This window comes from Streptomyces sp. NPDC127119 (genome assembly GCF_042677425.1).
In the GTDB taxonomy this organism is placed as follows: Bacteria; Actinomycetota; Actinomycetes; order Streptomycetales; family Streptomycetaceae; genus Streptomyces.
In genome coordinates, this window is record NZ_JBHXTO010000157.1 from 1 (window position 1) to 21,470 (window position 21,470).

Sequence of the window (21,470 nt, forward strand, 5' to 3'; positions counted from 1 at the left end):
CCCAAAGGATTGCGCAGTTCCCCGCGCCCCTAGGTACCTAGGGGCGCGGGGAACTGCGCGAGCAACCCCCACCGGCCCGCACACGACTGCCGGCCCGCGGGCTCCGCTTTTAAGGGGCGCGGGGAACTGCGCAATCGGTTGGGTTCGCCCCCGGCGGCCCGCACTCGGGTTACGGTCCGAGCGGGCCGACGGGGGCCGGGGGGGTCAGACTCCCAGGACCCGGATCGACGGGTGTTCCTCCGTGTTGAGGTACAGCTTCTCCCGCGTGCCGTGCTGCTCCAGCTCAAGCACCAGCCGGTACCGGTACAGCCCCGGCCGGGCAGTGCTCAGGACCGTACCGGCCCAGTAGTAGTAGACCGGCGTGAACTTGTCGCGCATCCGGTCCGGCGCCCCGTAGATCTTCAGCTCCGTGAAGATCTTGCGCTCCGCCACGTCCTCCTCGTCCCCGGACTCCGTGTCGAGAAAGACGATGCTGTTGATCTTCGGCATGGGCGGCCAGGTGTTGTCGATCCGCTTGTCCATGTCGATGGGCCGCACGATCCAGTTCAGGACCTGCCCCTGCTTGCAGAACGTCTGGAGGTGGTTCGTGCCCTGCCCGTCGCCACCGATGCTGTTGTCCATCATGAACATCGACTCGCTGAGCGAACCGGTCTCGGTCGCCCGCTCCATGTCGATCAGGGTGACGATGTTGAGCTGGACCGAGTTCAACTGGCCCGGGTTCTGCTTCTGTTCGACGACTTCGCCGACGGTGCTCGTACTCATCGCTCCTCCTGGAATCAGCCGACGAGACTCGGGGACAGCGTGGTGACGATCGGCTCGTCCCGCGAGCCGAGCCGGAACCGGACCTGGTAATAGGTGTCGCCCGGGACGTCCTTCTTCACGGTCCCGATCCAGTACGCGACATCCGTGCCGGGGTAGACCCTGCGCTCCGGCTCGCACAGCTCGTGGTCGATGTCGATGCCGTCGATCGCCGTGTACGCCTCGCACTCCAGGGCGAGGACGGACCACAGGATCTGGTCGCCGCTGCGGACCCGGGTGCGCAGCTGCTCGGTGCCGAATCCCAGGGACCCGCCGGCCTTGTTGGTGTCGTAGAAGTAGAGGTTGCCGTGCACGGTGCCGGTGGCGAGGGCCCCCACGCAGTCCACGACGGCGGTGATCGCGATCGGGCGCCTGGCGCCGCCGTTGTCGGTCTCGCTGGTCATCTACCGCTCCTCCCCTACGAGGCCGGGCTCCTGTGAACCGGACTGCTGCGAACCGGACTGCTGCGAGCCCGGCTGGAAGTACTCCGCCCCCTGGGGGGACGACCCGGACGCCCCGGTCGACCCGATGGGCAGCAGGCCCATGCCCGAGCCGGTGAAGCCGTTGTACTTGGGCTCGGAGGTCACCCGCAGCGCCGACTCGCAGGTCATGTTCACCGGTTCCCAGAGCGCCTCGCTGCCGCGCTGCACCAGCCGGTGGAGCTGGATGCGCATCGAGTACGAGTAGGTGCCGGGCCGGGAGGAGTCGACCGTGGCGGACCAGTACCAGCCGTCGGTGACCAGGTCGGGAGAGCCGTACTCCGCCGGGTACATGATCTTCTCGTCGACGGCCTGGCCGTAGATGTCCGTGATCACCGGGGCGGGGTAGCTGTAGGTCCCCGCGGAGGTGTCGGTGACGATCTCACCGGTGAGGTCGATGACCTTCTGGCCGGAGAGCCGGCCCTTGGTGCGCCGGGTGGTCTTCACCCGGGTGCCGACCGTCTTGCGTATCTCGTTCAGATCGGCCGCGGGATCGGAGACGTCGGGTTTGGCCGTGAGGGCGTCCAGCTCCTCCAGCGCCTGGGCGTCGCTCTGCAGCGCCCGCTCGCTCTCGTAGCCGCGCGGCACGGTCGGCGGCAGGGAACCCAGGCTGTACGGCAGCCAGTTGAGGACCTGCTCCGTGGCCTGCGAGCCGTCGCGCCAGTAGGCGCCGTGAATGGCGGTCACCAGGCCGCCGGTGCCCTGTCCCTCGGATCCGTGCAGCTTCATGTTGTCGAACAGATAGACGTTGTCCCGCAGACTGTTGGCCTCCAGGGCGTTGCCGATGTCCACGAGCACGATGATCGCCAGCTGTTGAGCCATGCTTCCACCTCGTCGTTGTGGGATGTCTCCTGGTCGTCCGGACCCTGTGCCCCTCGGCTCAAACGCCTATTAACGCGGGCGAGTCGACGTGCAGCACGCTGTACCGGCCCTCGTACATCTGGAGTTCGAGGCGGTACTTGAAGGGGGTCCCGGACGGCAGGGACGGGGGGACCACGCCGGCCCAGTGCGCCAGGTCGAGCTTGTCGCCGTCGTCGGCCGAGGTGCGGGGCACGGGTGTCGCCACCCCGTCCTCACCGAGGAACGTGATGCTCCGGATCTCGACGGGCGTCTGGAGGTCGACGGCCAGGGCGGACCACTGGACGACCTGGCCCGGCTGGACGGCGGTGCGCAGATGGGCCGTTCCCTGCCCGGTGCTCTCCTCGCCGGCGTTGTCGACCAGGCTGAGGTTGCCGTTGTGCAGCGTGCCTCCGGAGAGGGCGCCGATGACGTCGACCACGGCGATGATGTTGATCTGCGGTTTGTAGGCCACTCGTTCCTCCTGCGTTGTGATCGGGGGTTACGCACGGGGTGAGGGTGTTCGCTCCGTCTGTTCGGGTCGGTGGCTCAGGCCCGGTCGCGGACCAGCGGCACCTTGCCGACCGAGGTGCGCTCGATCTCCGGCGAGTGCCGCGGCACGAACCGGACCTCCAGGCGGTAGCCCGTCTTCGCGACCGAGGTGGGGTTGGCCTCACCGTCGTTGAACAGGGACAGGGACCGCGGCAGGGCGTTGACGAGCACCCGCTGGAGTCCGGCGGGACCGAGCAGGGAATCGACGCGGTACGCCGGGGTGAGCACGTCGTCCACGGCGGCGTACAGGGTGATGACCCGTTCCTCGCGCCGGTTGACGAACTGGATCTCGTGCGCGGCCTGGTCCAGGTCCACCACGCCGGCCGTCCGCAGTTCGTCGCGGAGCGCGTCGTAGGCGCGCACCGCCGAGTACTGGCTGTCGTTCAGGTGCAGGATGTCCCCGGTGCGCCCGGCGAACTCGAACTGCTGGGCCTTCGGTCCCGGTCCGGGGCCGTCGAGCCGCGGCCTGCGGATCATACGGTCGCCCAGTTTCAGCCGCAGCAGGGGAGCCTCGTGGGCGTGCAGCCGGGTGACGACGAGTTCGCCCTCCTCCCCCTCGGGGACCCAGCGGCCGTTCTCGTCGACGATCTCGATGAGGTGCAGGCCCGGGACCGCGGTGAGGACGGGGCTCGACTCGGCCAGTTGCAGCCCGATGGTCTCCGCCTGGGTGGCCGCGAAATAGCTGAGTATCGCCAGGTTCGGGTACAGCGCCTTGAGTGCGTCGCGGTTGCGCTGCGGGAGGACACCGCTGCCGTAGAGCGCGACGCGGAAGCTTTCCTTCGCCTTCTGGCTCATGCCCGCGCCGAGTTCGGCGAGGATCGCGATGCCCGCCGAGATGCCCATCAGGGCCTTGGGGCCCCGGTAGGAGAAGACGTGCTCCAGGACGGGTGCGGTGACGGGGCCGGCGCCGATGTAGTTGACGCCCGGCACGCTCTGCAGCACTCCGCCGACCATCGTGCCGCTGCTCCACATCTGGTAGTCGGCCAGTGTGGTGAGGAGCCACTTGGGGTCCTCGCCCGCGAGGTGGCCGCTGAGCAGATAGGTGCCGAGGAAGTGACCGGCCACCGCGTAGGTGTCGCTCAGTTCTCTCAGCGAGTACACGGTCTCCAGGGGGCTGCCGCTGCTGGTTCCGCCGCTGGCGACGACCTCGAAGCCGCCCCGGTCGTGCGGGACGACCATGCCTTCGCGGGAGCCCATGTAGAGGTCGCGCTGGGTCTCCTTGTCGGACAGCGGTATGTGCTGCCACGCCTCGTAGTCGTCGGGGGGCCGGATGATCCCGGCGTTCTCCAGGCGTTCGCGCCAGACGGGATTCAGCCGGACGGTGTGGATCATCTGCTGGAGCCTGCGCAGCACCAGGGCGTCCTGGATCTTGTGGGAGATCTCGCTGTAGGGCCGCTGGCAGACCCGTTCGCATTCCCGCATCTTGCTCGCGAACGACGGCAGCAGGGTCACTGCCTCGGGTGTCGGCGGGGTCAGTTCCCAGTCCGGGATGAGCCAGTTGACCAAGCCGTCGAGGTCGGTGGGGGCCGTGGTGGCCACCCGGGTGTCCGTCACTTCTTCCGCCCCGCTTTCCTTATCTCACCGAGGAGCATCTGGAAATGCTCGGTGGTGATCTGGTGGTTCATCATGACCACCCTGAGGGCGGCCACTCCGTCCACGTCGACCTTGGAGATGAAGAACTGTCCGTCCTGCTTGATCTGGTTCCTGATGTCCACCTGGAATGGGGCCACTTCGTCGTCCGCGAGCCATTCTGGCCGGTATCGGAAACACATGATGTTGGCCTCGGGGCAGTGCAGGGTCTCGAAGTCGTCCTGTTTTTCGAGGATGGCGTGGGCATCCCTCGTCAATCGGCACAGGTACTCGATTTTCTCGGCGAAGAGTGCCCTGCCGTACATGGCCCACAGCACCCAGAGGGTCATCATCATGGGGCGCTTCGTGCATTCGAAGTTCTTGTCGCCGCTGTCGAGTGCCGTATGGACGCCCGGCTGCGCGTCGAACACGTAACTGGCGGTCTGCCGGAAGGCTTCCCTGCTGTGCTCCCGGTTCCGGTAGAAGAGCAGGGTGCACGGGGCCGGCACGAACATCATCTTGTGCGCGTCCCAGGCCAGCGAGTCGGCCTGGTCGATGCCGCGCAGTTTGTGGCGCAGTTCGTCGGAGACCAGCAGGCTCGCGCCGTGGGCGCCGTCGACGTGCAGCCACAGACCGCGTTCGCGCGTGATGGCGGCCAGTTCGCCGAGCGGGTCGAAGGCACCCACCGACGTCGTGCCCGCCGACGCCACCAGGCAGAAGACGTTCAGCCCCTGCCGTTCCGCCGCGTCGAGGGCGGGCCCGACCCGGGAGACGTCGATGCGCCGCGCGGCGTCGAGCGGAAGGCGGACGATACGGTCCTCGCCGATGCCGAGGATGCCGGCGGCCCGGGCGACGCTGTAGTGGACGTCGGCGCCGACCGCGACGGCGGGCCTGGCCGGGCCGTCCAGTTCCGAGCCGCCGCGGGCCCAGACTCCGGGAAAAGCCCTGTTCCGGGCGGTGAGCAGGGCGGTCAGATTGGCCAGCGACCCTCCGGAGGTGGTCACCATGTCGAAGGTGCCGGGCCGGTAGCCGATGAATCTGTTCAGCTCGTCGGCCATGATGCGCTCGACGACGTTGGGCAGCTGTCCCGCCTCGTAGAAGGACGAGGGCTGGTTGACGACGGAGCTGACGAAGTCGATGACTCCGGAGAGCGGGACCACGCCCGAGAACTGCCGGCCCATGTAACCGGGCGAATGGACCTGGATACCGGTCCTGATGTACAGGTCGACGATCGCCGAGAGCTTGGACTCGTCGAACGCGGCGGGTTTCTCGTGCTCGGTGGTCATCAGCGCCCGGGCCGTCCGGGTCAATTGCGAGGGGTCGGTGAGTTCCAGGCCCCGGATCGACAGGTCGGCCAGATGCTTTTCCAGCTTGGCCAGTACGGATTCGGTGCTGTCCCGAAACAGTTGTACATCAAATGCGTCGATCAATGGTCCGCTCTGAGGTAAATCTGTCACGCGGGCCTCCCTCGTACATTCCATGGCTACTTGATGATGGAAGCGCATCGGAAGTTGAACGGGTAGCGAGCGGCAGAGCGGACCCATCGTAGAGCGCCGTGGCGCGTGAATATACAATTCCTCTACGACTGTCCGGAATCGACCAGCCCTCCTGGCGGGCCACCGGAACGGCGGTCACGTGCGTGCCGAATAACAAACCGGAGTGACAGATACCGCGCGCCGCATCCGGACCGTGATGAATAGAGCGTTCCGGTGCGCACGACGCTGAATACCGCAGGCGACCGGCGCGCCGCCCCCTCGGACGGCACCCCCGAAAAGAACGGTTTCACGCCAACCGCAAGGATCCCCCATCGCAGGCGCCGGCGGCGCCACGCGACAGGTTAAACGTTTCTTTCAAGGCATACTTCAGGCCAAAAAATATTATATTTCGCACACTAATTCGAAAAATCCTGCTCACATGCGGTTTCACCCATGGGAAGGGCCCCGACGAGCGCGCCGGGGCCCTGGCGGACGGCGGATCAGCCGCCGTTCTCCGTGCGGCCCGCGTCGGTCGCCGCCGCGAAGTCCGGCCGGCCGAGCGGTGCCTTGGCGCGGACGGCGCCGATCCACTCCGCGGTGCTCGCCGTGTAGGCGAAGAACGACTGCATGACCACCAGCACCGCGTGGTGTATCTCGGCGGCGGACAGACTGCCCGCCCTGTTGGTCAGCGCCAGCGCACCGGTCGCGTCGGAGAGCACCTCGACCTGGTAGCCGAGCTGGACGGCGTGCCGGGCGGTCGACTCGTCGCAGGTCTGCGTCATGTAGCCGACGAGGGTGAGCGTGTCGACGCCCGCCCGGCGCAGCCAGTCGTCGAGGTCGGTGCCGATGAACGACGACGGCAGTGTCTTCTCCACGAGATGGTCGTGCGGCCGGGAGGCCACCACGTCGTGCAGGGCGAAGCCGTGCGTGCCCCGCGCGAAGAGGGGAGAACCGGCGGGAGCGGCGTGCTGGACGAGCACGACCGGGACACCCTCCTGGGCGGCGGTGTCGACGGCCGCGGCGATGTTCGCCAGGCTCAGGGACGGGTCCGGGTAGCCGATCGGCAGACCGCCCGTGACGTACTCGTTCTGGACGTCGATGACGACGAGGGCACGTTTCATGACGGGGTCTTCCCTCCAGCGGGACTGCGGGTGACGGGATTGCGGGTGAAGGCTGCGGGGTGTCCGGGCCGCTCGGAGTGTCCGGGGCACCCGGGCTGTCGGGGGTGTCCGGGGTGCCGGGCGCACCGGCCGCCGCGGGCGGGCCTCACCGGTCCGCCCCCGTGGCCCGGACGAACGCCTCGAACAGGGCCTGTTGGGCGGGGTCGTGCCGGGCGGTGTGCTCGGGATGCCACTGCACACCGGCGAACCAGGCGCGCCGGTGCGGAAGTTCCAGCGCCTCACGGGTGCCGTCGTCGGCCCGCGCGGTGACCTTGAGCCCCGCGCCCACCCGGTCGACATGGGTGCGGTGAAAACAGGACGCCGTCACCACCTGGGCCCCCATGCTCAGTTCGAGCAGGGTGGCGGGCTGAACGGCCACCTGGTGCACGAGGTTGTGGTGCCGGCGCCGCCAGCCCGCCAACTGCACCTGAAGCGTGCCTCCGAGCGCCACGTTGACGGCCTGGAGCCCCCGGCAGATCGCCAGCAGGGGCAGCTCGGTGCGCAGGACGTGGTGGGCCACCGCCAGATCGAAGCCGTCCTGTTCGGCGTCGGCGTCGTGCGTGCTGCCGTGCGTCGGCGTGTTCCCGTACCTGCCGGGCGGCAGTTCGTCGCCCCCCGGCAGGAGAACGCCGTCGAAGCGGGTCAGACGCTCGGCGACGAGCGCGGGGTCGCAGCTGCCGTCCGGTGCGTGGGGATGCAGGGTGACGGGCTCGCCGCCCGCCCGCCAGACGGCTTCGACCAGGGCACGGGCGACGATCTCGGCGGAGTACCGCAGGGCCGAGGTCGAGACGGAGAAACGGGCGGGAATGGCGATGAGGGGACGTACGGGACGGGGACGGGTCACGGGGCATTCCTCTGGGGGGAGGCGGTTCGGCGTACGGCGGTTCAGGTCACGGCGGATCCATGTCGGTCGTCTCCGAGGTCGGGGAGGGCCGGGAGGGCGGAGAGGCCTCTGGGGTCCGGGAGGCTTGTGAGGTCCGGGAGAGCGGGGAGGTCCGGGCGGCCGGGGAGCGCGGACCCGCCGGTCGGGCCAGGTACGCGGCGGCACCCAGCAGCCAGACGGCGGGGACCGTCAGCGCCAGCCAGGTGGCGGTGGTCCGGTCGCCGCCGATGAGGGTCGTCAGGTTGGTCAGGACGAGCCAGATGGCCCCGGCGATGCCCAGGGCGCCCAGGGCGGGCGCGACGGTGGTGTTCCAGAGCCGCCGGTCCAGCCGGGTCCGGCGGAAGAAGACGACCACGGACACGGACGTCAGGAAGTACAGCAGCATGATCGCCAGGACGGCGACACCGCTGAACCAGGAGAACAGCGTCACGACCGGATCCCGGCCGGTCAGCGCGAACGGCACGACCAGCAGCACCGCGATCGCCGTCTGGACCACTCCGGCCGCCCAGGGCGCGCCGCGCCGGTTCAGGGCGCACAGGGCGTGCGGGAGACGGCGTTCACGGCCCAGCGAGAACAGATAGCGGTTGGCCGAGTTGTGGAAGGCCAGGATCCCCGCGAAGAGCGAGGTGGCGAGCAGGACGGGCAGCACGTCACCGGCCCAGTCGCCGAGCCGGTCGGTCACCGGCTGGAAGACGAACGCCGAGGAATCCCCGTTCTCCAGGGCCCGGCCGGCGTCGTCGGTGGCGCGCGAGGCCCCGTGGGCGGAGATCACCATCCAGGAGGTGAGCGCGAAGAACGCGGTGATCAGCGTGATGGAGAGATACGTGGCGCGCGGCACGGTCCGCTCCGGCGCGCGGGCCTCCTCGCCGTAGACGGCGGTGGCCTCAAAGCCGAACATGGACGCCACGGCGAACATCAGGGCCACCCCCGGAGCGCCGTCGAGCGCGGTCTTCGGCGAGAAGGCCGCCGCGAGGCCGAGCCCTTCGGGGCCTCCCCCGTGTACCAGCGTGACCAGGGCGAACACCAGCAGGATGCTCGTCTCGGCGACCACGAAGACGGCCAGCACCCGGGCGCCGGTGTCGATGCCCGCCACCCCGAGGAACTGCACCAGCCCCATGGTGAGCAGGGCCCACACCCACCACGGCGCGTCGATGCCCGCGTGCACGTCCAGCAGGTGGGCGACCGTCGCTCCGTAGAGGCCGTACATCGCGGCCTGGATGGTGCAGTACGCGAAGAGGGCGACGGCGGCGGCACCCGTACCGGCGGTCCGGCCGAGGCCCTTGCCGATGTACGTGTAGAACGCGCCGGGGTCGACGACGTGCCGGCTCATCGCGACGAACCCCACCGAGAACAGCAGGACGATCGCGCCCGCGGCGACGTACGCGGCGGGGACGCCGGAGCCGTTGCCGAGCGCGACGGACAGGGGGACCGCGCCGGCGATGCCGGTCAGCGGGGCCTGCGCCGACAGGACGAGGAAGAGGATGCCGAGGACTCCGAGGGCGTCCCGCTTGAGCCGGCGGTCCGCGGCGGTCACGGTGGTGCTGCCGACCTGGCGTCGGCCGGGATCTCCGTCGGTCACGACACGTGAGGCCCGTAAGCGCGTTCGCGATCGTGTTCACGGTCACGGTTTCGGTTTCGGTCGTGGTCGTGGTCGTGGTCGCACCTGATCCTGTCGGCAACGGCCTTCATGGGACGGTCCTCCCGAGGTGCAGGGCCTCAGCGCGAGGAAGGGGCGGAGGAGAGGGCGCGGGTGGGGCGCCCGGGTTCGCGCCAGATTTCGTTTGGCACCAAACAACATAAGCGCGCCCTCCGGGCCGGTCAATCCCCGCCACCGGACACCGAGTTGAGCCGCACCCTTGCGGGAGGGCGACAGGCGTCCTTACGGTCGTCGTACCGTTTGACATCAAACAAACGGTGGGCGGCAGTGACGCCCGGGCCGGGTGACGGCCCCGTTCCCATCTGCCCGAGGAGGCAGCGGTGAGCGCACACGACCCCTCTTTGACCAGGGAACACACCGAACGGCTCGCCGAGGCGGGCATCGACGTGGTCCGGGTGGTCTACCCCGACCTGCTCGGCACGGACCGGGCCCGCGACGTGCTGCTCGACCATCTGCCCACGGCCTGCGCACACGGGCTCGCCTTCTGCCGGGCGGTCTACCACACCACCCCGCGCGGCGAGGTGGTCCCGGTGACCGGCGGCCTGGAGGCGGGGCTGCCCGACATGCTGGTCCGGCCCGACCTCAGCACACTGGCCCCGCTGCCCTGGGAACCGGGGGTCGCCTCCTGCCTGGGTGACGTCACCGACGCCCGCACCGGCGCACCCACCCCCGAGTCCCCCCGCGACCTGCTGCGCACCGTGCTCGCCCGGTGCGCGGAGCACGGGCTGAACCCGGTGGCCGGCCCCGAACTGGAGTACTTCCTCTGCGAGTCGGACCCGGGCGCGCCCGGCGGCAGGCGCCGCTACAGCACGGCCGCCGGCACCGTGTACACGGCGGGCCTGCGCGCCGACCCGGACAACCACCTGTTGCGCACCCTGCGTTCACTGCGCGACCTGGGCATCGGCGTGACGACCGGCAACCACGAGTTCGACGGTGCGCAGTTCGAGATCAACCTCGGTCACTCGCAGGCGCTGGACGCCGCCGACCGGGCCTTCCGGCTCAAGTCGGCCGTCAAGGAACTCGCCCGCGCGGAGGGGCGGACCGCCACCTTCATGGCGAAGCCGTTCAACGACGCGGGCGGCTCCGGCTTCCATGTCCATCTGTCGTGCGTGGACGGCGAGGGCGGCAACACCTTCGACGATCCGGCGGGCCCGTACGGGCTCTCGGCCACCGCCCTGCACGCCGTGGCAGGGCTCCTCGCGCACGCCCCGGCGCTCGCCGCGCTGCTGAACCCCACGGTCAACTCGTACAAGCGCTTCGGCCCCGACACCCTCGCCCCGTGGCTGATCGACTGGGGCCTGGACAACCGCAGTGCCATGGTCCGCGTACCGCCCGAGCGCGGGGCGGGGGCTCGGCTCGAACTGCGGCTCGGGGACGCCGCCGCCAACCCGTATCTGCTGGTGGCCGCCGCGAGCGCGGCCGTCCTGCTCGGGGTGCGGGACGGCCGCGAGCCGACCGCCCCGCTCAAGGGGTACGGCTACGACAGCGCCTCGGCGCCGCTGCTGCCCGCGAGTCTGCCCGCCGCGCTCGACGCGCTGGAGGCGGACACCGGGCTCACCCAGCTCCTCGGCAAGGAGTTCGTCTCCGCGTACCTCACCTACAAGCGCGACGAGGTCGGCCGCTTCCACCAGCACGTCACCGACTGGGAGCTGGACGAGTACGCCGACCATCTGTGAACCGTCCCCGTCCCCCACCCCCCACCGCTCGTAAGGCACACCTCCGAGGAGAACCAGATGGCGGCATCCGTGCCGGTCGACCCCCTGCCCCTGGACGACGTCGACCTCACCGACCTCGACCAGTTCACCGACGAGCTGCGGCCCTGGCGCATGTTCCACACGCTGCGGCACCGCGACCCGGTCCACTGGCAGCCCGAGGCCGCGCCCAACTCGGGCTTCTGGGCGCTCACCCGGCACCGGGACATCGTCGCCGTCGACCGGGACCCGGACACCTTCACCTCGACGAAGTTCGTCAATCTCGAAGAGGTCGACGACGACCAGATCGCCAAGCGCGCCTCGCTCCTGGAACTCGACGGCACCCGGCACCGCGCGCTGCGCGGGCTGCTGCAACGGCAGTTCGGGCACACCGTCATCAGCCGGTACACCGACTTCCTGCGCGGTCTGACCGCCCGCACCCTGGACGCGGCGCTGCCGCTGGGCACGTTCGACTTCGTCACCCATGTCGCGGCCGACTTCCCGATCAACGTCCTGGCCCGCCTCCTGGACGTGCCGCCCGAGGACAACCGCCGGCTCATCGACTGGGGCAACCGCATCATCGGCAACACCGACCCGGACTACGCGGACGTCCTGCTCGGCAGCCCGGAGAGCGAGCGCTACCGGGATCTGCCGTTCCGCTCCCCCGCCGCCACCGAGGTCTTCGCGTACGGACGTGAACTGGCCCGGGAGCGGCGGGGCGGCACCGGCGACGACCTGGTCTCGCGGCTCGTGAACGGGACTCCGCGCGACGGTGTGCCCCTGACGGAACAGGACTTCGACAACTACTTCCTGCTCCTGGTCGTCGCGGGCAACGAGACGACCCGCCACGCCATCAGCCACACCATGCTGGCCCTGACCCAGCACCCCGACCAGCTGGACCTCCTGCGCCGCGACCCCGGCCTGATCCCCGTGGCCGTCGAGGAGTTCCTGCGCTGGGCCTCCCCCGTCTACCACTTCCGGCGTACGGCGACCCGTGACACCGAGCTGAGCGGCACCCGCATCGGGCGGGGCGACAAGGTGGTCATGTGGTACGCCTCCGGCAACCGCGACGAGGCGGTGTTCCCCGACCCCTACGCCTTCGACGTGACGCGCACCCCCAACGACCATGTCACCTTCGGGAAGACGAGCCCGCACCTGTGTCTGGGCAACCTGCTCGCCCGTACCGAGATCCGCGTCATGTTCGAGGAACTGATCCCGCGGCTCGCGGACGTCCGGCTCGGCGGTCCGGTCCGCCGGGTGCGTTCCAACTTCGTCAACGGCATCAAGGAACTGCCCGTGACGGTCACGCTCAAGTGAGGCGCCGCAAGCCCACAGGCCCCAGAACCGGCCACGTAGGATTCGATGCCATACGGCCGTGAGTCGGCAGTGACGACGGTCCGGTGACGATGCGAGGGAGCGCCCGTGCCCAGCCAGCGGTCCATCAGCGCGGCGGAGAGACTCGCGGCGGAGAAACTCGGCGGCATTCCCGTCCGGCGCGACCAGATGGCGGCGGTCGCCAACATCTACCGGGCCGCGTCCGCCGTGCGCCAGCATCTGGAGAACTCCGTACTGCGGCGCTCGGACCTGACCTGGACCGGCTTCGTCGTGCTCTGGGTGGTGTGGGTGTGGGGCGAGTCCGAGACCCGGCGCGTCGCCGAGGAGGCCGGAATCTCCAAGGGCACCCTGACCGGTGTGGCCCGCACCCTGGAGTCACGCGGTCTGCTGCGCCGCGCCGACCATCCCACCGACGGGCGGCTCGTCCTGCTGGGCCTCACCGAGGACGGCGAGAACTTCATGCGGGAGGTGTTCCCCGCCTTCAACGAGGAGGAGGCCTTCGTCACCTCGCGGCTGAGCGACGCCGAGTGCCGCACGCTCGCCGACGGGCTGCGGAGCGTGGTGCTCCAGGTCGAGGAGAGCGGCGAGGAGCGGCGCCGGGAACTGCTGAACGGCGCGGCGGCCACCCCCCGTCGCAGCGGCCGCCGCGCCCGTAACTGAAACCCTCCCGCCCCCCCTTTGCGCCCTCCGCTCAAGCGGTCCGGCGTGCCGCCCGCACCAGCGCGTCGAAGAGCCGCTGCTGGGCCGGGTCCGTGCGCGCGGTGTCCTCCGGATGCCACTGCACGGCCATGAACCGGTCGTCGCCGTTCACGAGTTCGACCGCCTCCACGGTTCCGTCGACGGCGTGGGCGGTGGCCTTGAGCCCCTCCCCCAGCCGGTCCACATGCTGATGGTGGTAGCAGGACGCCTCGGCCTTGTCGGTCCCGGTGACACGGGCCACGACGGACCAGGGCGCGAGGAAGACGGGATGCCGCACATGCCGGTGCCCGTGCCCGGGACCACCGGCATCCCCGCCGCCCTGCCCGTCCTGCCCGTACTGACCGCCCTGGTTGTCCTGGTGCAGTGTGCCGCCGAGGGCCGTGTTGACGACCTGCAGCCCGCGGCAGACCGCCAGCAGCGGAAGGCGGCGCGCGAGGGCCTGCCGGGCGAGTTCCAGGTCGAAGCCGTCCTGTTCGTCGTCCACGTCGTACACGGCCCGGTGCGTCCCCTTCGCCCCGTAGCGGTACGGGGCCAGGTCGCCGCCGCCGGGCAGCAGGAGGCCGTCGAAGCGGGCGAGCCGGCCTTGCACCTCGTCGGGGTCGGCCGTGCCGCCGGGCGCGTGCGGATGGATGCCGCCCGGCTCGCCGCCGGCCCGCCAGACCGCCTCGATCAGCGCGCGGGCGTTGGCCTCCGCCGGCCGGTCCAGGGCCGAGGAGGTCGCGGAGAAGCGGGCCGGGACCGCTATCAGCGGGCGGGCGCTCACAACTGGATCCAGGTGGTCTTCAGTTCGGTGTACTTCTCCAGGGCGTGTACGGACTTGTCGCGCCCGTTGCCGGACTGCTTCACGCCGCCGAAGGGCACGGTCAGGTCGCCCTCCTCGTAGCAGTTGACCCACACCGTGCCGGCCTTGAGGGCACGGGCGACCCGGTGGGCGGTGGACAGGTCGGAGGTCCACAGCCCGGCCGCGAGCCCGTACTCGGTGGCGTTGGCGAGGGCGACCGCCTCGTCGAGATCCTCGAAGGCGAGGACGGACAGCACGGGTCCGAAGATCTCCTCGCGGGCGGCCGGGCTGTCCGGTGCGACGCGATCGAGGACGGTCGGTTCCAGATAGGCACCCCTTGACCCCGTCAGGGCGCGTGCGCCGCCCGTTCGCAGCCGGGCCCCGCTGTCGACGGCCGCACGGACATGCCCGAGTACGCGGTCGAGATGGCCCTCACCGGCCAGCGCGCCCATCTCGGTGGCCGGGTCGAGCGGGTCGCCCACCCGCAGCGCGCGGGCGTGCGCCACGACGGCGTCGGTGACCTGCTCGGCGACGGAGGCGTGCACCAGCAGCCGCGAGGGGGCGGTGCACATCTCGCCCTGGTTGAAGAAGACGCCCCAGGCGGCCGTGGCCGCGGCCGCCGCCAGGTCGGGGGCGTCGGGCAGGACGATGTTGGGCGACTTGCCGCCCAGTTCGAGCCAGACGCGCTTGAGGTTGGAGTCCGCCGCGTAGTGCAGGAAGTGGCGGCCGACGGCCGTGGACCCGGTGAAGGCCAGGACATCGACATCGGGGTGCAGGCCGAGGGCCCGCCCGGCCACCGGCCCTTCGCCGTTGACGACGTTGAGGACACCCGGCGGCAGTCCCGCGAGCAGTGCGGCGCGTCCCAGCAGGGCGGCGGACAGCGGTGCGTGTTCGGAGGGCTTGAGGACGACCGTGCACCCGGCGGCCAGCGCCGGGGCGATCTTCCAGCCGGCCAGGGTCAGCGGGAAGTTCCACGGGACGACCGCGCCGACGACACCGGCGGGCTCCCGGGTGACGAGCGCGAGGGTGTCCGGGGCGGTGTGCGGGATCTCGTCGGCGAGTTTGCCCGCGAGCTGGCCGTACCAGCGGAACGTCTCGACGACGGCCCGGAGTTCGATGTCGTGGGCCTCGGTGACGGGCTTGCCCATCTCCAGGCTGACGGTGAGGGCCAGTTCCGCCCGGCGTTCCTCCAGCAGATCGGCGAGGCGGATCAGGATCCGGCCGCGTTCGGCGGGGGCCAGGCGGGGCCAGGGGCCGTGGTCGAAGGCGCGGCGCGCGGCGGTGACGGCCGCGTCGATCTCGGCCTGTCCCCCGTCGGCGACCTCGGCCAGCACCTGGCCGTCGCGGGGGGAGACCGCCGCGAAGGTGCCGCCGCCACCGGGTTCGTCGACGCCGTCGATGAGATGCGTACCGACCGGTTCGAGGGCCTTGGCGCGGCCCAGCCATTCCTCGTACGTGACCTGCGTGACGGCAGGGCTGACGGCGGTCATACGGTCCTCTCAGCGTTGGGGTGGCCTGATGCCGCGGAACTCCCAGTCGCCGCCGAGCGCGGTGGACAGCACTTCCTCGGACTCGCTCGGCTGGGCGCCGAGGTCCGTGCGGACGGCGGTGGGGCCGGAGACGATGTGGTTGCTGAGCCGGCCGAGGCCCTCCACCTCGACCTCGACGACATCACCGGGCCGGACGGGCCGGGAGTGGGCCGGGGTGCCGGACAGCAGCACGTCTCCGGCGTACAGGGTGATGGTGCGGGCGATGTCGGCGACGAGATAGTGCATGTCCCACGTCATCTCGTCGGTGGAACCGTCCTGGACGACCGCCCCGTTGACGTGGGTCCGCAGGCGTTTGCCGTGGAAGTCCCAGTCGGTGACCAGGCCGGGGCCGAGTGGGCAGAGGGTGTCGGAGCCCTTGACGCGGAGCATGGAGCCCGCGTCGGTGTCGCGGAAGTCGTGCAGGCCGTAGTCGTTGGCGACGGTGTACCCGGCGATGTACCGCCCCGCCTCGGCGCGGGAGATGTTGCGGGCGGTCCTGCCGATGACGATGGCGACCTCGCCCTCGTAGTTGAGCCACTTGCAGCCCTCGGGCCGGACGACCGCGCCCCGGTGGGAGGTGAGCGCCGAGGTCGGTTTGTGGAAGTAGGTGGGGGCGGCGGGCAGGGCGACCCCGAACTCCTCCACCCGGCTGCGGTGGTTGAGGTGGACCGCGATGACCTTGGACGGGACGACCGGCGGCAGATGGGTCGCGTCCTCGGCCTTGACGCGGCGTCCGTCCCCGGCGACCAGCTCGTCGCCGTCGCGGACGGTCTCCACGACGGCGCCGTCGAGGAGGACACGGCGGTACTCGGGCATGGCGGAAGCCTCCTGGGATCGTCCGGTCAGGCGGTCATCCGGTCGGCGGGCCGGACGGGCGGACACGGCTGTGGGGTGTGCGGGCGGCGGCCGGCGGGGGCGGCGGGCCCGTGCCCGTCCAGCCGTCCGCCGGGCGGTCGAACCACAGGTGCACCTGGCCGGTGCCGATGGCGTTCTCGTACGTGCCGTACTGCCGGGCCTTCGCCGTGCACGCCCGCTCGCCGAGGGCCCCGGCCATCATCAGGTAGTGGAAGAACTTCGCCTCGGGCCTGTGGGGCCAGAAGTCGTCCATGCGGTCGAGGACCTGGTCGTGGCGGCCCTCCGTGAACCAGGCGATGCGCTCCTGGTCGGCCGCCCGTGCCTCGGGGGTGAAGATGTGGTCCGGGTCGCCCGCCTCGTGGTCGCGCAGTTGCCGCAGCGGCCAGAAGGTGTGCGACAGGGCGCCGGAGGCGATCAGGAGGACCCGGCGGCCGGGCGTGGCGGCGATGCCGTCGGCCAGTGCGCGGCCGAGGCGCAGATGGTCGTCCATGTCCCCGGTCTGGCAGACGCCGATGGTGACCCACCGCTTGTCGGGCAGCCCCTCGCCGAGGTACTTCCACAGGTTGGTCGTGGCGTAGTAGACGGGCAGGTACGGGTCGTCGATCGGGGTGATCCAGGTGCCGTGCCGGTCGGCGAACGAGGCTGTGCGGTGGGCGAGTTCGGGGTCGCCGGGGAAGTCGTACGGCATCCGGCACATCCCGCGCGGCAGTTCCTCGGAGGTGTACAGGCCGGCGCGGCGCGGCTGGGCGGTGACGACGAACTCGACGGTGGTGGCCCAGTGGGAGTCGAGGACGACGACGGTGTCGTAGCCGTCGGACGCGAAGACGTCGTCGCGGAGCTGTTGCAGCCCGGTGACGAGGGTGCTCTCCTTGCCCTCGTTGAGCTCCAGCCGGTCGGCCTCCGGCAGCACGATGGTGGGGACGTGGGAGAGCAGACCCGCCCCGACGATCTCACCCATGGTCCAGCCGTCCGTTCTCATCCATGGTCGGTCCATCCGTTCGGTGCGGTGACGGTGGTCTTCAGATCGCAGTAGAAGTCGAAGCTCCAGTCGCCGCCCTCGCGGCCGATCCCCGAGTGACGGGAGCCGCCGAAGGGGGCCCGGAGGTCCCGGACGTAGAAGCAGTTGACCCAGACCGTGCCCGCCACGAGCTGTGCGGTGACGCGCCGCGCCCGCGCGTGGTCGCCGGTGGCGACGGTGGCCGCGAGACCGAAGCGGGTGTCGTTGGCGAGGTGTACGGCCTCGTCCTCGGTGGTGAAGGTCTGGAGGGTCAGGACGGGCCCGAAGACCTCCTCCTGGACGATCTCGGAGTCCTGGGCGACGTCGGTGAGGAGGGTGGGCGGGTAGTACAGGCCGCCCTCCCGCGCGGCACCGCGACCGCCGCCGGGGTGACCGCCGCTCGGATGGCCGTCGCCGGGGTGAGCGCCGACGACCGCGCGGGCCCCCGCCTCCAGCGCCCGCCGCACGAACCCGTCGACCCTCTCCAGCTGGCGGGGGTGGATGAGGGGGCCGAGGTCGGTGGCCGCGTCCCGCGGGTCGCCCTGGCGCAGCCGGGCCGCCCGCTCGGCGAGGCGGCGGCCGAACTCCCCGGCCACCGGCTCCTCGACCAGGATGCGGGTGGCCGCGAGACAGACCTGCCCCGCGTTGTCGTACTGCTCCACCGCGAGGTCGACGGCCAGGTCCAGATCCGCGTCGGCGAAGACCAACAGCGGTGATTTTCCGCCGAGTTCCAGGCTGAGCGGGGTGAGGTTCGCGGCGGCCGACGCGGCGATGCGCCGCGCCGTCGGTACGGACCCGGTGAAGCTGACGCGGCGTACGTCCGGGTGCGCGACGAGGGCGGCACCGACCTCGGGACCGTACCCCTGTACGACGTTCAGGACCCCGGGTGGCAGGCCGGCCGCGGTGGTGATGTCGGCGAGGAGGGAGGCGGTCAGCGGGGACCATTCGGAGGGTTTCAGGATCACCGTGGCGCCGGCGGCGAGGGCCGGGGCGGCCTTCCAGGTGGCGAGCAGCAGGGGGGCGTTCCACGGGGTGATCAGTACGCACGGCCCCGCGGGGTCCCAGCTGACGTGCTGGGTGTGGCCGCGGGTCTCGAAGTCCTCGTGCCCCAGATCCAGCAACCGGTCGGCGAAGAAACGGAAGTTGTGCGCCACGCGCGGCATGACACCGCGGCGGTGGGAGCGCAGGAGGGCGCCGTTGTCGTGGGTCTCGACGACGGCGAGTTCTTCGAGCCGTTTCTCCACCCCGTCGGCGACGGCTCCGAGGAGGCGGGCGCGTTCGGCGGGCGGGGTGGCGGCCCAGCCCGGGAAGGCGGCCCTGGCCGCGGCCACGGCCGCGGCGGCCTCCGTGCCCGTACCGCGGGCGATCTCGCCGAGGGGGGCGCCGTCGATGGGTGAGACGTCGGTGAAGGTCTCGGCGGAGGCGATCCGTTCGCCGCCGATGAAGTGCCGGGTGTCGACGGCGACTCCGGCGACGGTGGTGAGGTGTTCACTCATGTCGTGGGGCTCCCTCGTGTCATGGGGCTCCGGCTGTCGGGGCGCCGCGCGTCACGGCGGGACCGCGGCGGGGCTCATTCGGCGCCCGAGGTGCCCGACTCCAGGAGCCGGCCCCCGTCCCAGACCACACCGACCTGCCGGTAGTACGCGGCGATCGGCTCCCGGACCTCCAGCCGGGCCAGCTCCTCGGTGGGCGCCTCGAACAGCTCCAACTCGGCGTCTCCCGTCCAGGACTGGCCTCCCTCGAAGGACGCGGCCCCGGACTCGATCAGCTCGTCGAGCGCCAGCCCCTTGCCCTTCTCCACGGAGGGCAGCCAGCGGTGGTGGAGCATGGGGTGGGCGTTGACGAACCCGTTGCTCCCGGACGGCTCGCGCAGGGTGACGACGGCCTGGGCGAGGCGCCGGTCGGCGGCGGCGAGGGTGGCTCCGAACCTGGCCCCGGCCTCGATGCGCGGGGCGGGCCCGTACGGATGCGGACGGGTCTGGTGCAGGGAACCGAGCTTCTTGGGATACCCCTGGTGCAGTCCGCGGGCGAGGGCGAAGTCCTTGTCGACCCAGATGAAGACACAGCGCGTGTACGTCCGCCCCCGGTACGCACACCGCACGACGGTGAACGCCTCCTTGTACTGGGCCCGCACCGGATCGAGCAGTTCCCGCCCCGAGTCGCCACAGGACTGCCAGTCGGCCCAGATCAGCGCGACGGCGCCGGGGTCCTCCGCGGCGGGTTCCAGCGGCTCGGGCAGCAACTCCCGTACGCGGTCGGGGTCGGTGCGGTATTCGACGGTCAGCAGATCACCGGAGTAGCGCCACGGCGGCGCGGGGATGAGCGACGCGGCACCCGTCGCCGTCTTCGGGTGGAAGTAGCCGCGCAGACCGGTCACGTGGGCCCTCCTGACGATCCGGCGCCGAGGGCCGGCTGGGCGAGGAGTTCGGCGCGGTGGCGGGCGGCGGCGGCCGAGGCGGACCGGCCGCCGAGGGAGACGACACCGACGAGACGGCCGCCCCGGTGGAACCCGGCCAGGAAGTCGCCCCCGGGGTCGCCCTCCAGGACGCGCACGTCGTCCCGGCCCAGGGCGGGGGCGCCGAAGGACTGCAGCCGGAAGTCGTGCTGATCGCTCCAGAAGGTCGGCAGGGGCGCGAACGGCTCGACCGTGACGCCGGTGCCGGTGAGATGGGCGGTCAGTACCTTGGCGGCGTGTTTGGCGGTGTCCGTGGGGATGGACCAGTGCTCGACGCGGCGCGCGACCTCGTCGTAACGGGCGTTGGGGAAGCGCGCGATGTCACCGACGGCGACCACGTCCGGGCGTCCGCCGACCCGCAGGTGCTCGTCCGTCAGGACGCCGTCGGTGAGGTCGAGACCGTTGCCGTCGAGCCACTCGGTGTTGGCGACGGAGCCCACCGACTCCACCACGACGTCGGCGGCGATGACGGTGCCGTCGGCGAGAACCACCCCGGTGACCCGGTCGTCGCCCTCGAACCCGGTCACCTGGGTGCCGAGGGCGAACCGGACACCCCGCCGCTCGTGCCGGTCGAGCAGCGCCTTCGCGAGCAGCTCACCGAGCGGCCCGACCATGGGCAGCGGCAGCGGGTCGACGGCCGTGACCTCGGCGGCGCCGAGGGCGAGCGCGGTCGCGGCCACCTCGCAGCCGATGAATCCGGCACCGATGACGACCACGCGCCCGCCCGGCCGGGCCAGCGCCGCGCGCAGGCCGCGGGCGTCGGCCACGGTCCGCACGGTGTGCCGGCCGTGGCGGGGGCCGGGGCAGGGCAGCCGCCGGGAACGCATCCCGGTGGCCGCCACCAGCCCCCCGTACGACAACGTCTCACCGTCGTCGAGCGTGACCGTCCGCCGGTCGAGGTCCGCCGCGACGACCCGGGTGCCCAGGCGCCACCGTACGTCCGCGACGCTGGCCCGCGGCAGGAAGGTGAGCGAGCCGAAGGAGGCGTCGCCCGCCAGCGCCTCCTTGGACAGCGGAGGCCTGTTGTAGGGCATGTGGGGTTCGTCCCCGACGAGGACGACCGGGCCGCGCCAGCCGGCGGCGCGCAGTTGCTCCGCGGCGCGGAGCCCGGCCATGGAGGCGCCGGCCACGACGACGGGGGCGGGTGCGGGTGTGGCTGCGTTCACGCGTCAGTCCCCGATCCGGATGGCCTGCAGCGGGCAGACGTCGGCGGCCTCCTCGACCTCCTCGCGGCGGGTGTCGTCGGCGTCGGGGGCGTGGACCAGATGTCCGTCGTCGTCGAAGCGGAAGACGTCGGGAGCGGCGAACACGCATTGGCCGTGGTCCTGGCATTTGTTCATGTCGACGACGACCTTCATGGCCGGTCCTCCAGATGACGTGTCACGTCGGAGGGGAACGGACGGGGACTCGGACCCTGAGGGCGGGCCCGGCCGGTGGAGCGGCTCGGGACCGCCCCCTCCCCCCATTTCATTTGACCCCAAACAAAATAGAAAGCAACGGGGTCGGGGTCAAGGGGTCGGGAGCCGGCTCACACCGACAGGAACCGACTGCGCAGTTCCCCGCGCCCCTGGGGTGGTGGGGCTGAGGCGCGCTGCCAGCTGCCGGTCACCTGTGGCTGGCGGCGCGGTTCCTCGCGCCCCTGAGGGGGTGGGGGCTGGGGCGCGTGGACGGGTGACGGGTGTCCGTGGCTGGCCGCGCAGTTCCCCGCGCCCCTAAAG

Annotated in this window: 21 protein-coding genes; 3 read left to right on the forward strand and 18 right to left on the reverse strand. The window is 71.1% G+C overall.

The annotated features are described in order from the left end of the window. Positions 1 to 204: 204 nt before the first annotated feature. The 9 genes from ACFVH5_RS38075 to ACFVH5_RS38115 all read right to left on the reverse strand — a co-directional run bounded on the left by ACFVH5_RS38075 (position 205) and on the right by ACFVH5_RS38115 (position 9,287). Positions 205 to 762 (reverse strand): hypothetical protein, encoded by a 558-nt coding sequence (locus tag ACFVH5_RS38075; RefSeq protein WP_385838268.1) that lies wholly within the window; start codon positions 760 to 762, stop codon positions 205 to 207. 14 nt (positions 763 to 776) lie between these two features. Next, positions 777 to 1,202: a hypothetical protein gene (locus ACFVH5_RS38080; RefSeq protein WP_210882812.1), complete on the reverse strand. Its 426-nt coding sequence runs from the start codon at positions 1,200 to 1,202 to the stop codon at positions 777 to 779. Further along, positions 1,203 to 2,099, reverse strand: coding sequence for a hypothetical protein (locus ACFVH5_RS38085; protein WP_385838270.1), 897 nt, complete (start codon positions 2,097 to 2,099; stop codon positions 1,203 to 1,205). A 58-nt stretch (positions 2,100 to 2,157) separates the two neighbouring features. Then, entirely contained in the window at positions 2,158 to 2,589 is a 432-nt protein-coding gene (locus ACFVH5_RS38090) for a hypothetical protein (protein WP_385838271.1), read from the reverse strand. A 74-nt stretch (positions 2,590 to 2,663) separates the two neighbouring features. Then, positions 2,664 to 4,220, reverse strand: a complete 1,557-nt coding sequence (locus ACFVH5_RS38095; RefSeq protein ID WP_385838272.1) for a hypothetical protein — start codon at positions 4,218 to 4,220, stop codon at positions 2,664 to 2,666. Further along, complete coding sequence (locus tag ACFVH5_RS38100) at positions 4,217 to 5,692, reverse strand: pyridoxal phosphate-dependent decarboxylase family protein (protein WP_385838273.1); 1,476 nt, start codon at positions 5,690 to 5,692, stop codon at positions 4,217 to 4,219. Before ACFVH5_RS38100 ends, ACFVH5_RS38095 begins: the two co-directional genes overlap by 4 nt. Positions 5,693 to 6,210: 518 nt before the next feature. Continuing rightward, on the reverse strand, positions 6,211 to 6,831 hold the full coding sequence (locus tag ACFVH5_RS38105) for a cysteine hydrolase family protein (RefSeq protein WP_385838275.1): 621 nt from the start codon (positions 6,829 to 6,831) through the stop codon (positions 6,211 to 6,213). Positions 6,832 to 6,976: 145 nt separating this feature from the next. Then, positions 6,977 to 7,714, reverse strand: coding sequence for a gamma-glutamyl-gamma-aminobutyrate hydrolase family protein (locus ACFVH5_RS38110; RefSeq protein ID WP_385838276.1), 738 nt, complete (start codon positions 7,712 to 7,714; stop codon positions 6,977 to 6,979). Positions 7,715 to 7,760: 46 nt separating this feature from the next. Next, the gene (locus ACFVH5_RS38115; RefSeq protein ID WP_385838290.1) at positions 7,761 to 9,287 is read right to left on the reverse strand and encodes an APC family permease; all 1,527 of its coding nucleotides are present in this window, start codon (positions 9,285 to 9,287) and stop codon (positions 7,761 to 7,763) included. A 443-nt stretch (positions 9,288 to 9,730) separates the two neighbouring features. Between ACFVH5_RS38115 and ACFVH5_RS38120 the strand changes: the two genes are divergently transcribed. The 3 genes from ACFVH5_RS38120 to ACFVH5_RS38130 all read left to right on the forward strand — a co-directional run bounded on the left by ACFVH5_RS38120 (position 9,731) and on the right by ACFVH5_RS38130 (position 13,096). After that, entirely contained in the window at positions 9,731 to 11,086 is a 1,356-nt protein-coding gene (locus tag ACFVH5_RS38120; RefSeq protein WP_385838277.1) for a glutamine synthetase family protein, read from the forward strand. 57 nt (positions 11,087 to 11,143) lie between these two features. Beyond that, a complete protein-coding gene (locus tag ACFVH5_RS38125) occupies positions 11,144 to 12,418 on the forward strand; it encodes a cytochrome P450 (RefSeq protein WP_385838278.1) in 1,275 nt (424 codons plus the stop codon). Between the two features lie 105 nt (positions 12,419 to 12,523). Beyond that, positions 12,524 to 13,096 carry a MarR family winged helix-turn-helix transcriptional regulator gene (locus ACFVH5_RS38130; protein WP_385838280.1) on the forward strand — a complete coding sequence of 191 codons (573 nt, stop codon included), beginning with the start codon at positions 12,524 to 12,526 and terminating at the stop codon, positions 13,094 to 13,096. 31 nt (positions 13,097 to 13,127) lie between these two features. On the opposite strand, the gene ACFVH5_RS38135 is transcribed toward ACFVH5_RS38130, so the two are convergent. From ACFVH5_RS38135 to ACFVH5_RS38175, 9 genes are all read right to left on the reverse strand, one after another. Beyond that, positions 13,128 to 13,898, reverse strand: coding sequence for a gamma-glutamyl-gamma-aminobutyrate hydrolase family protein (locus ACFVH5_RS38135; protein ID WP_385838281.1), 771 nt, complete (start codon positions 13,896 to 13,898; stop codon positions 13,128 to 13,130). Then, entirely contained in the window at positions 13,895 to 15,406 is a 1,512-nt protein-coding gene (locus ACFVH5_RS38140) for an aldehyde dehydrogenase (protein WP_385838282.1), read from the reverse strand. Before ACFVH5_RS38140 ends, ACFVH5_RS38135 begins: the two co-directional genes overlap by 4 nt. Before the next feature lie 9 nt (positions 15,407 to 15,415). Continuing rightward, entirely contained in the window at positions 15,416 to 16,261 is an 846-nt protein-coding gene (locus ACFVH5_RS38145; protein ID WP_385838283.1) for a fumarylacetoacetate hydrolase family protein, read from the reverse strand. Between the two features lie 34 nt (positions 16,262 to 16,295). Further along, positions 16,296 to 17,258, reverse strand: a complete 963-nt coding sequence (locus tag ACFVH5_RS38150) for a 3,4-dihydroxyphenylacetate 2,3-dioxygenase (protein ID WP_385838291.1) — start codon at positions 17,256 to 17,258, stop codon at positions 16,296 to 16,298. Positions 17,259 to 17,275: 17 nt separating this feature from the next. Then, the gene (locus ACFVH5_RS38155) at positions 17,276 to 18,793 is read right to left on the reverse strand and encodes an aldehyde dehydrogenase (protein WP_385838284.1); all 1,518 of its coding nucleotides are present in this window, start codon (positions 18,791 to 18,793) and stop codon (positions 17,276 to 17,278) included. A gap of 74 nt (positions 18,794 to 18,867) precedes the next feature. Beyond that, on the reverse strand, positions 18,868 to 19,674 hold the full coding sequence (locus tag ACFVH5_RS38160) for an acetoacetate decarboxylase family protein (RefSeq protein WP_385838286.1): 807 nt from the start codon (positions 19,672 to 19,674) through the stop codon (positions 18,868 to 18,870). Continuing rightward, positions 19,671 to 20,918 (reverse strand): NAD(P)/FAD-dependent oxidoreductase, encoded by a 1,248-nt coding sequence (locus tag ACFVH5_RS38165; protein ID WP_385838287.1) that lies wholly within the window; start codon positions 20,916 to 20,918, stop codon positions 19,671 to 19,673. Before ACFVH5_RS38165 ends, ACFVH5_RS38160 begins: the two co-directional genes overlap by 4 nt. Positions 20,919 to 20,921: 3 nt before the next feature. Beyond that, a complete protein-coding gene (locus ACFVH5_RS38170; protein ID WP_385838288.1) occupies positions 20,922 to 21,110 on the reverse strand; it encodes a ferredoxin in 189 nt (62 codons plus the stop codon). A 170-nt stretch (positions 21,111 to 21,280) separates the two neighbouring features. Then, positions 21,281 to 21,470: hypothetical protein (locus ACFVH5_RS38175; RefSeq protein ID WP_385838289.1), on the reverse strand; the 190-nt coding region annotated here is incomplete at its 5' end.

Coding starts and splice junctions, on each gene's coding strand:
- ACFVH5_RS38125 (WP_385838278.1), top strand. CDS start 11,144: ATGGCGGCATCCGTGCCGGTCGACCCCCTGCCCCTGGACGACGTCGAC.
- ACFVH5_RS38075 (WP_385838268.1), bottom strand. CDS start 762: ATGAGTACGAGCACCGTCGGCGAAGTCGTCGAACAGAAGCAGAACCCG.
- ACFVH5_RS38140 (WP_385838282.1), bottom strand. CDS start 15,406: ATGACCGCCGTCAGCCCTGCCGTCACGCAGGTCACGTACGAGGAATGG.
- ACFVH5_RS38085 (WP_385838270.1), bottom strand. CDS start 2,099: ATGGCTCAACAGCTGGCGATCATCGTGCTCGTGGACATCGGCAACGCC.
- ACFVH5_RS38170 (WP_385838288.1), bottom strand. CDS start 21,110: ATGAAGGTCGTCGTCGACATGAACAAATGCCAGGACCACGGCCAATGC.
- ACFVH5_RS38080 (WP_210882812.1), bottom strand. CDS start 1,202: ATGACCAGCGAGACCGACAACGGCGGCGCCAGGCGCCCGATCGCGATC.
- ACFVH5_RS38105 (WP_385838275.1), bottom strand. CDS start 6,831: ATGAAACGTGCCCTCGTCGTCATCGACGTCCAGAACGAGTACGTCACG.
- ACFVH5_RS38145 (WP_385838283.1), bottom strand. CDS start 16,261: ATGCCCGAGTACCGCCGTGTCCTCCTCGACGGCGCCGTCGTGGAGACC.
- ACFVH5_RS38155 (WP_385838284.1), bottom strand. CDS start 18,793: ATGAGTGAACACCTCACCACCGTCGCCGGAGTCGCCGTCGACACCCGG.
- ACFVH5_RS38150 (WP_385838291.1), bottom strand. CDS start 17,258: ATGGGTGAGATCGTCGGGGCGGGTCTGCTCTCCCACGTCCCCACCATC.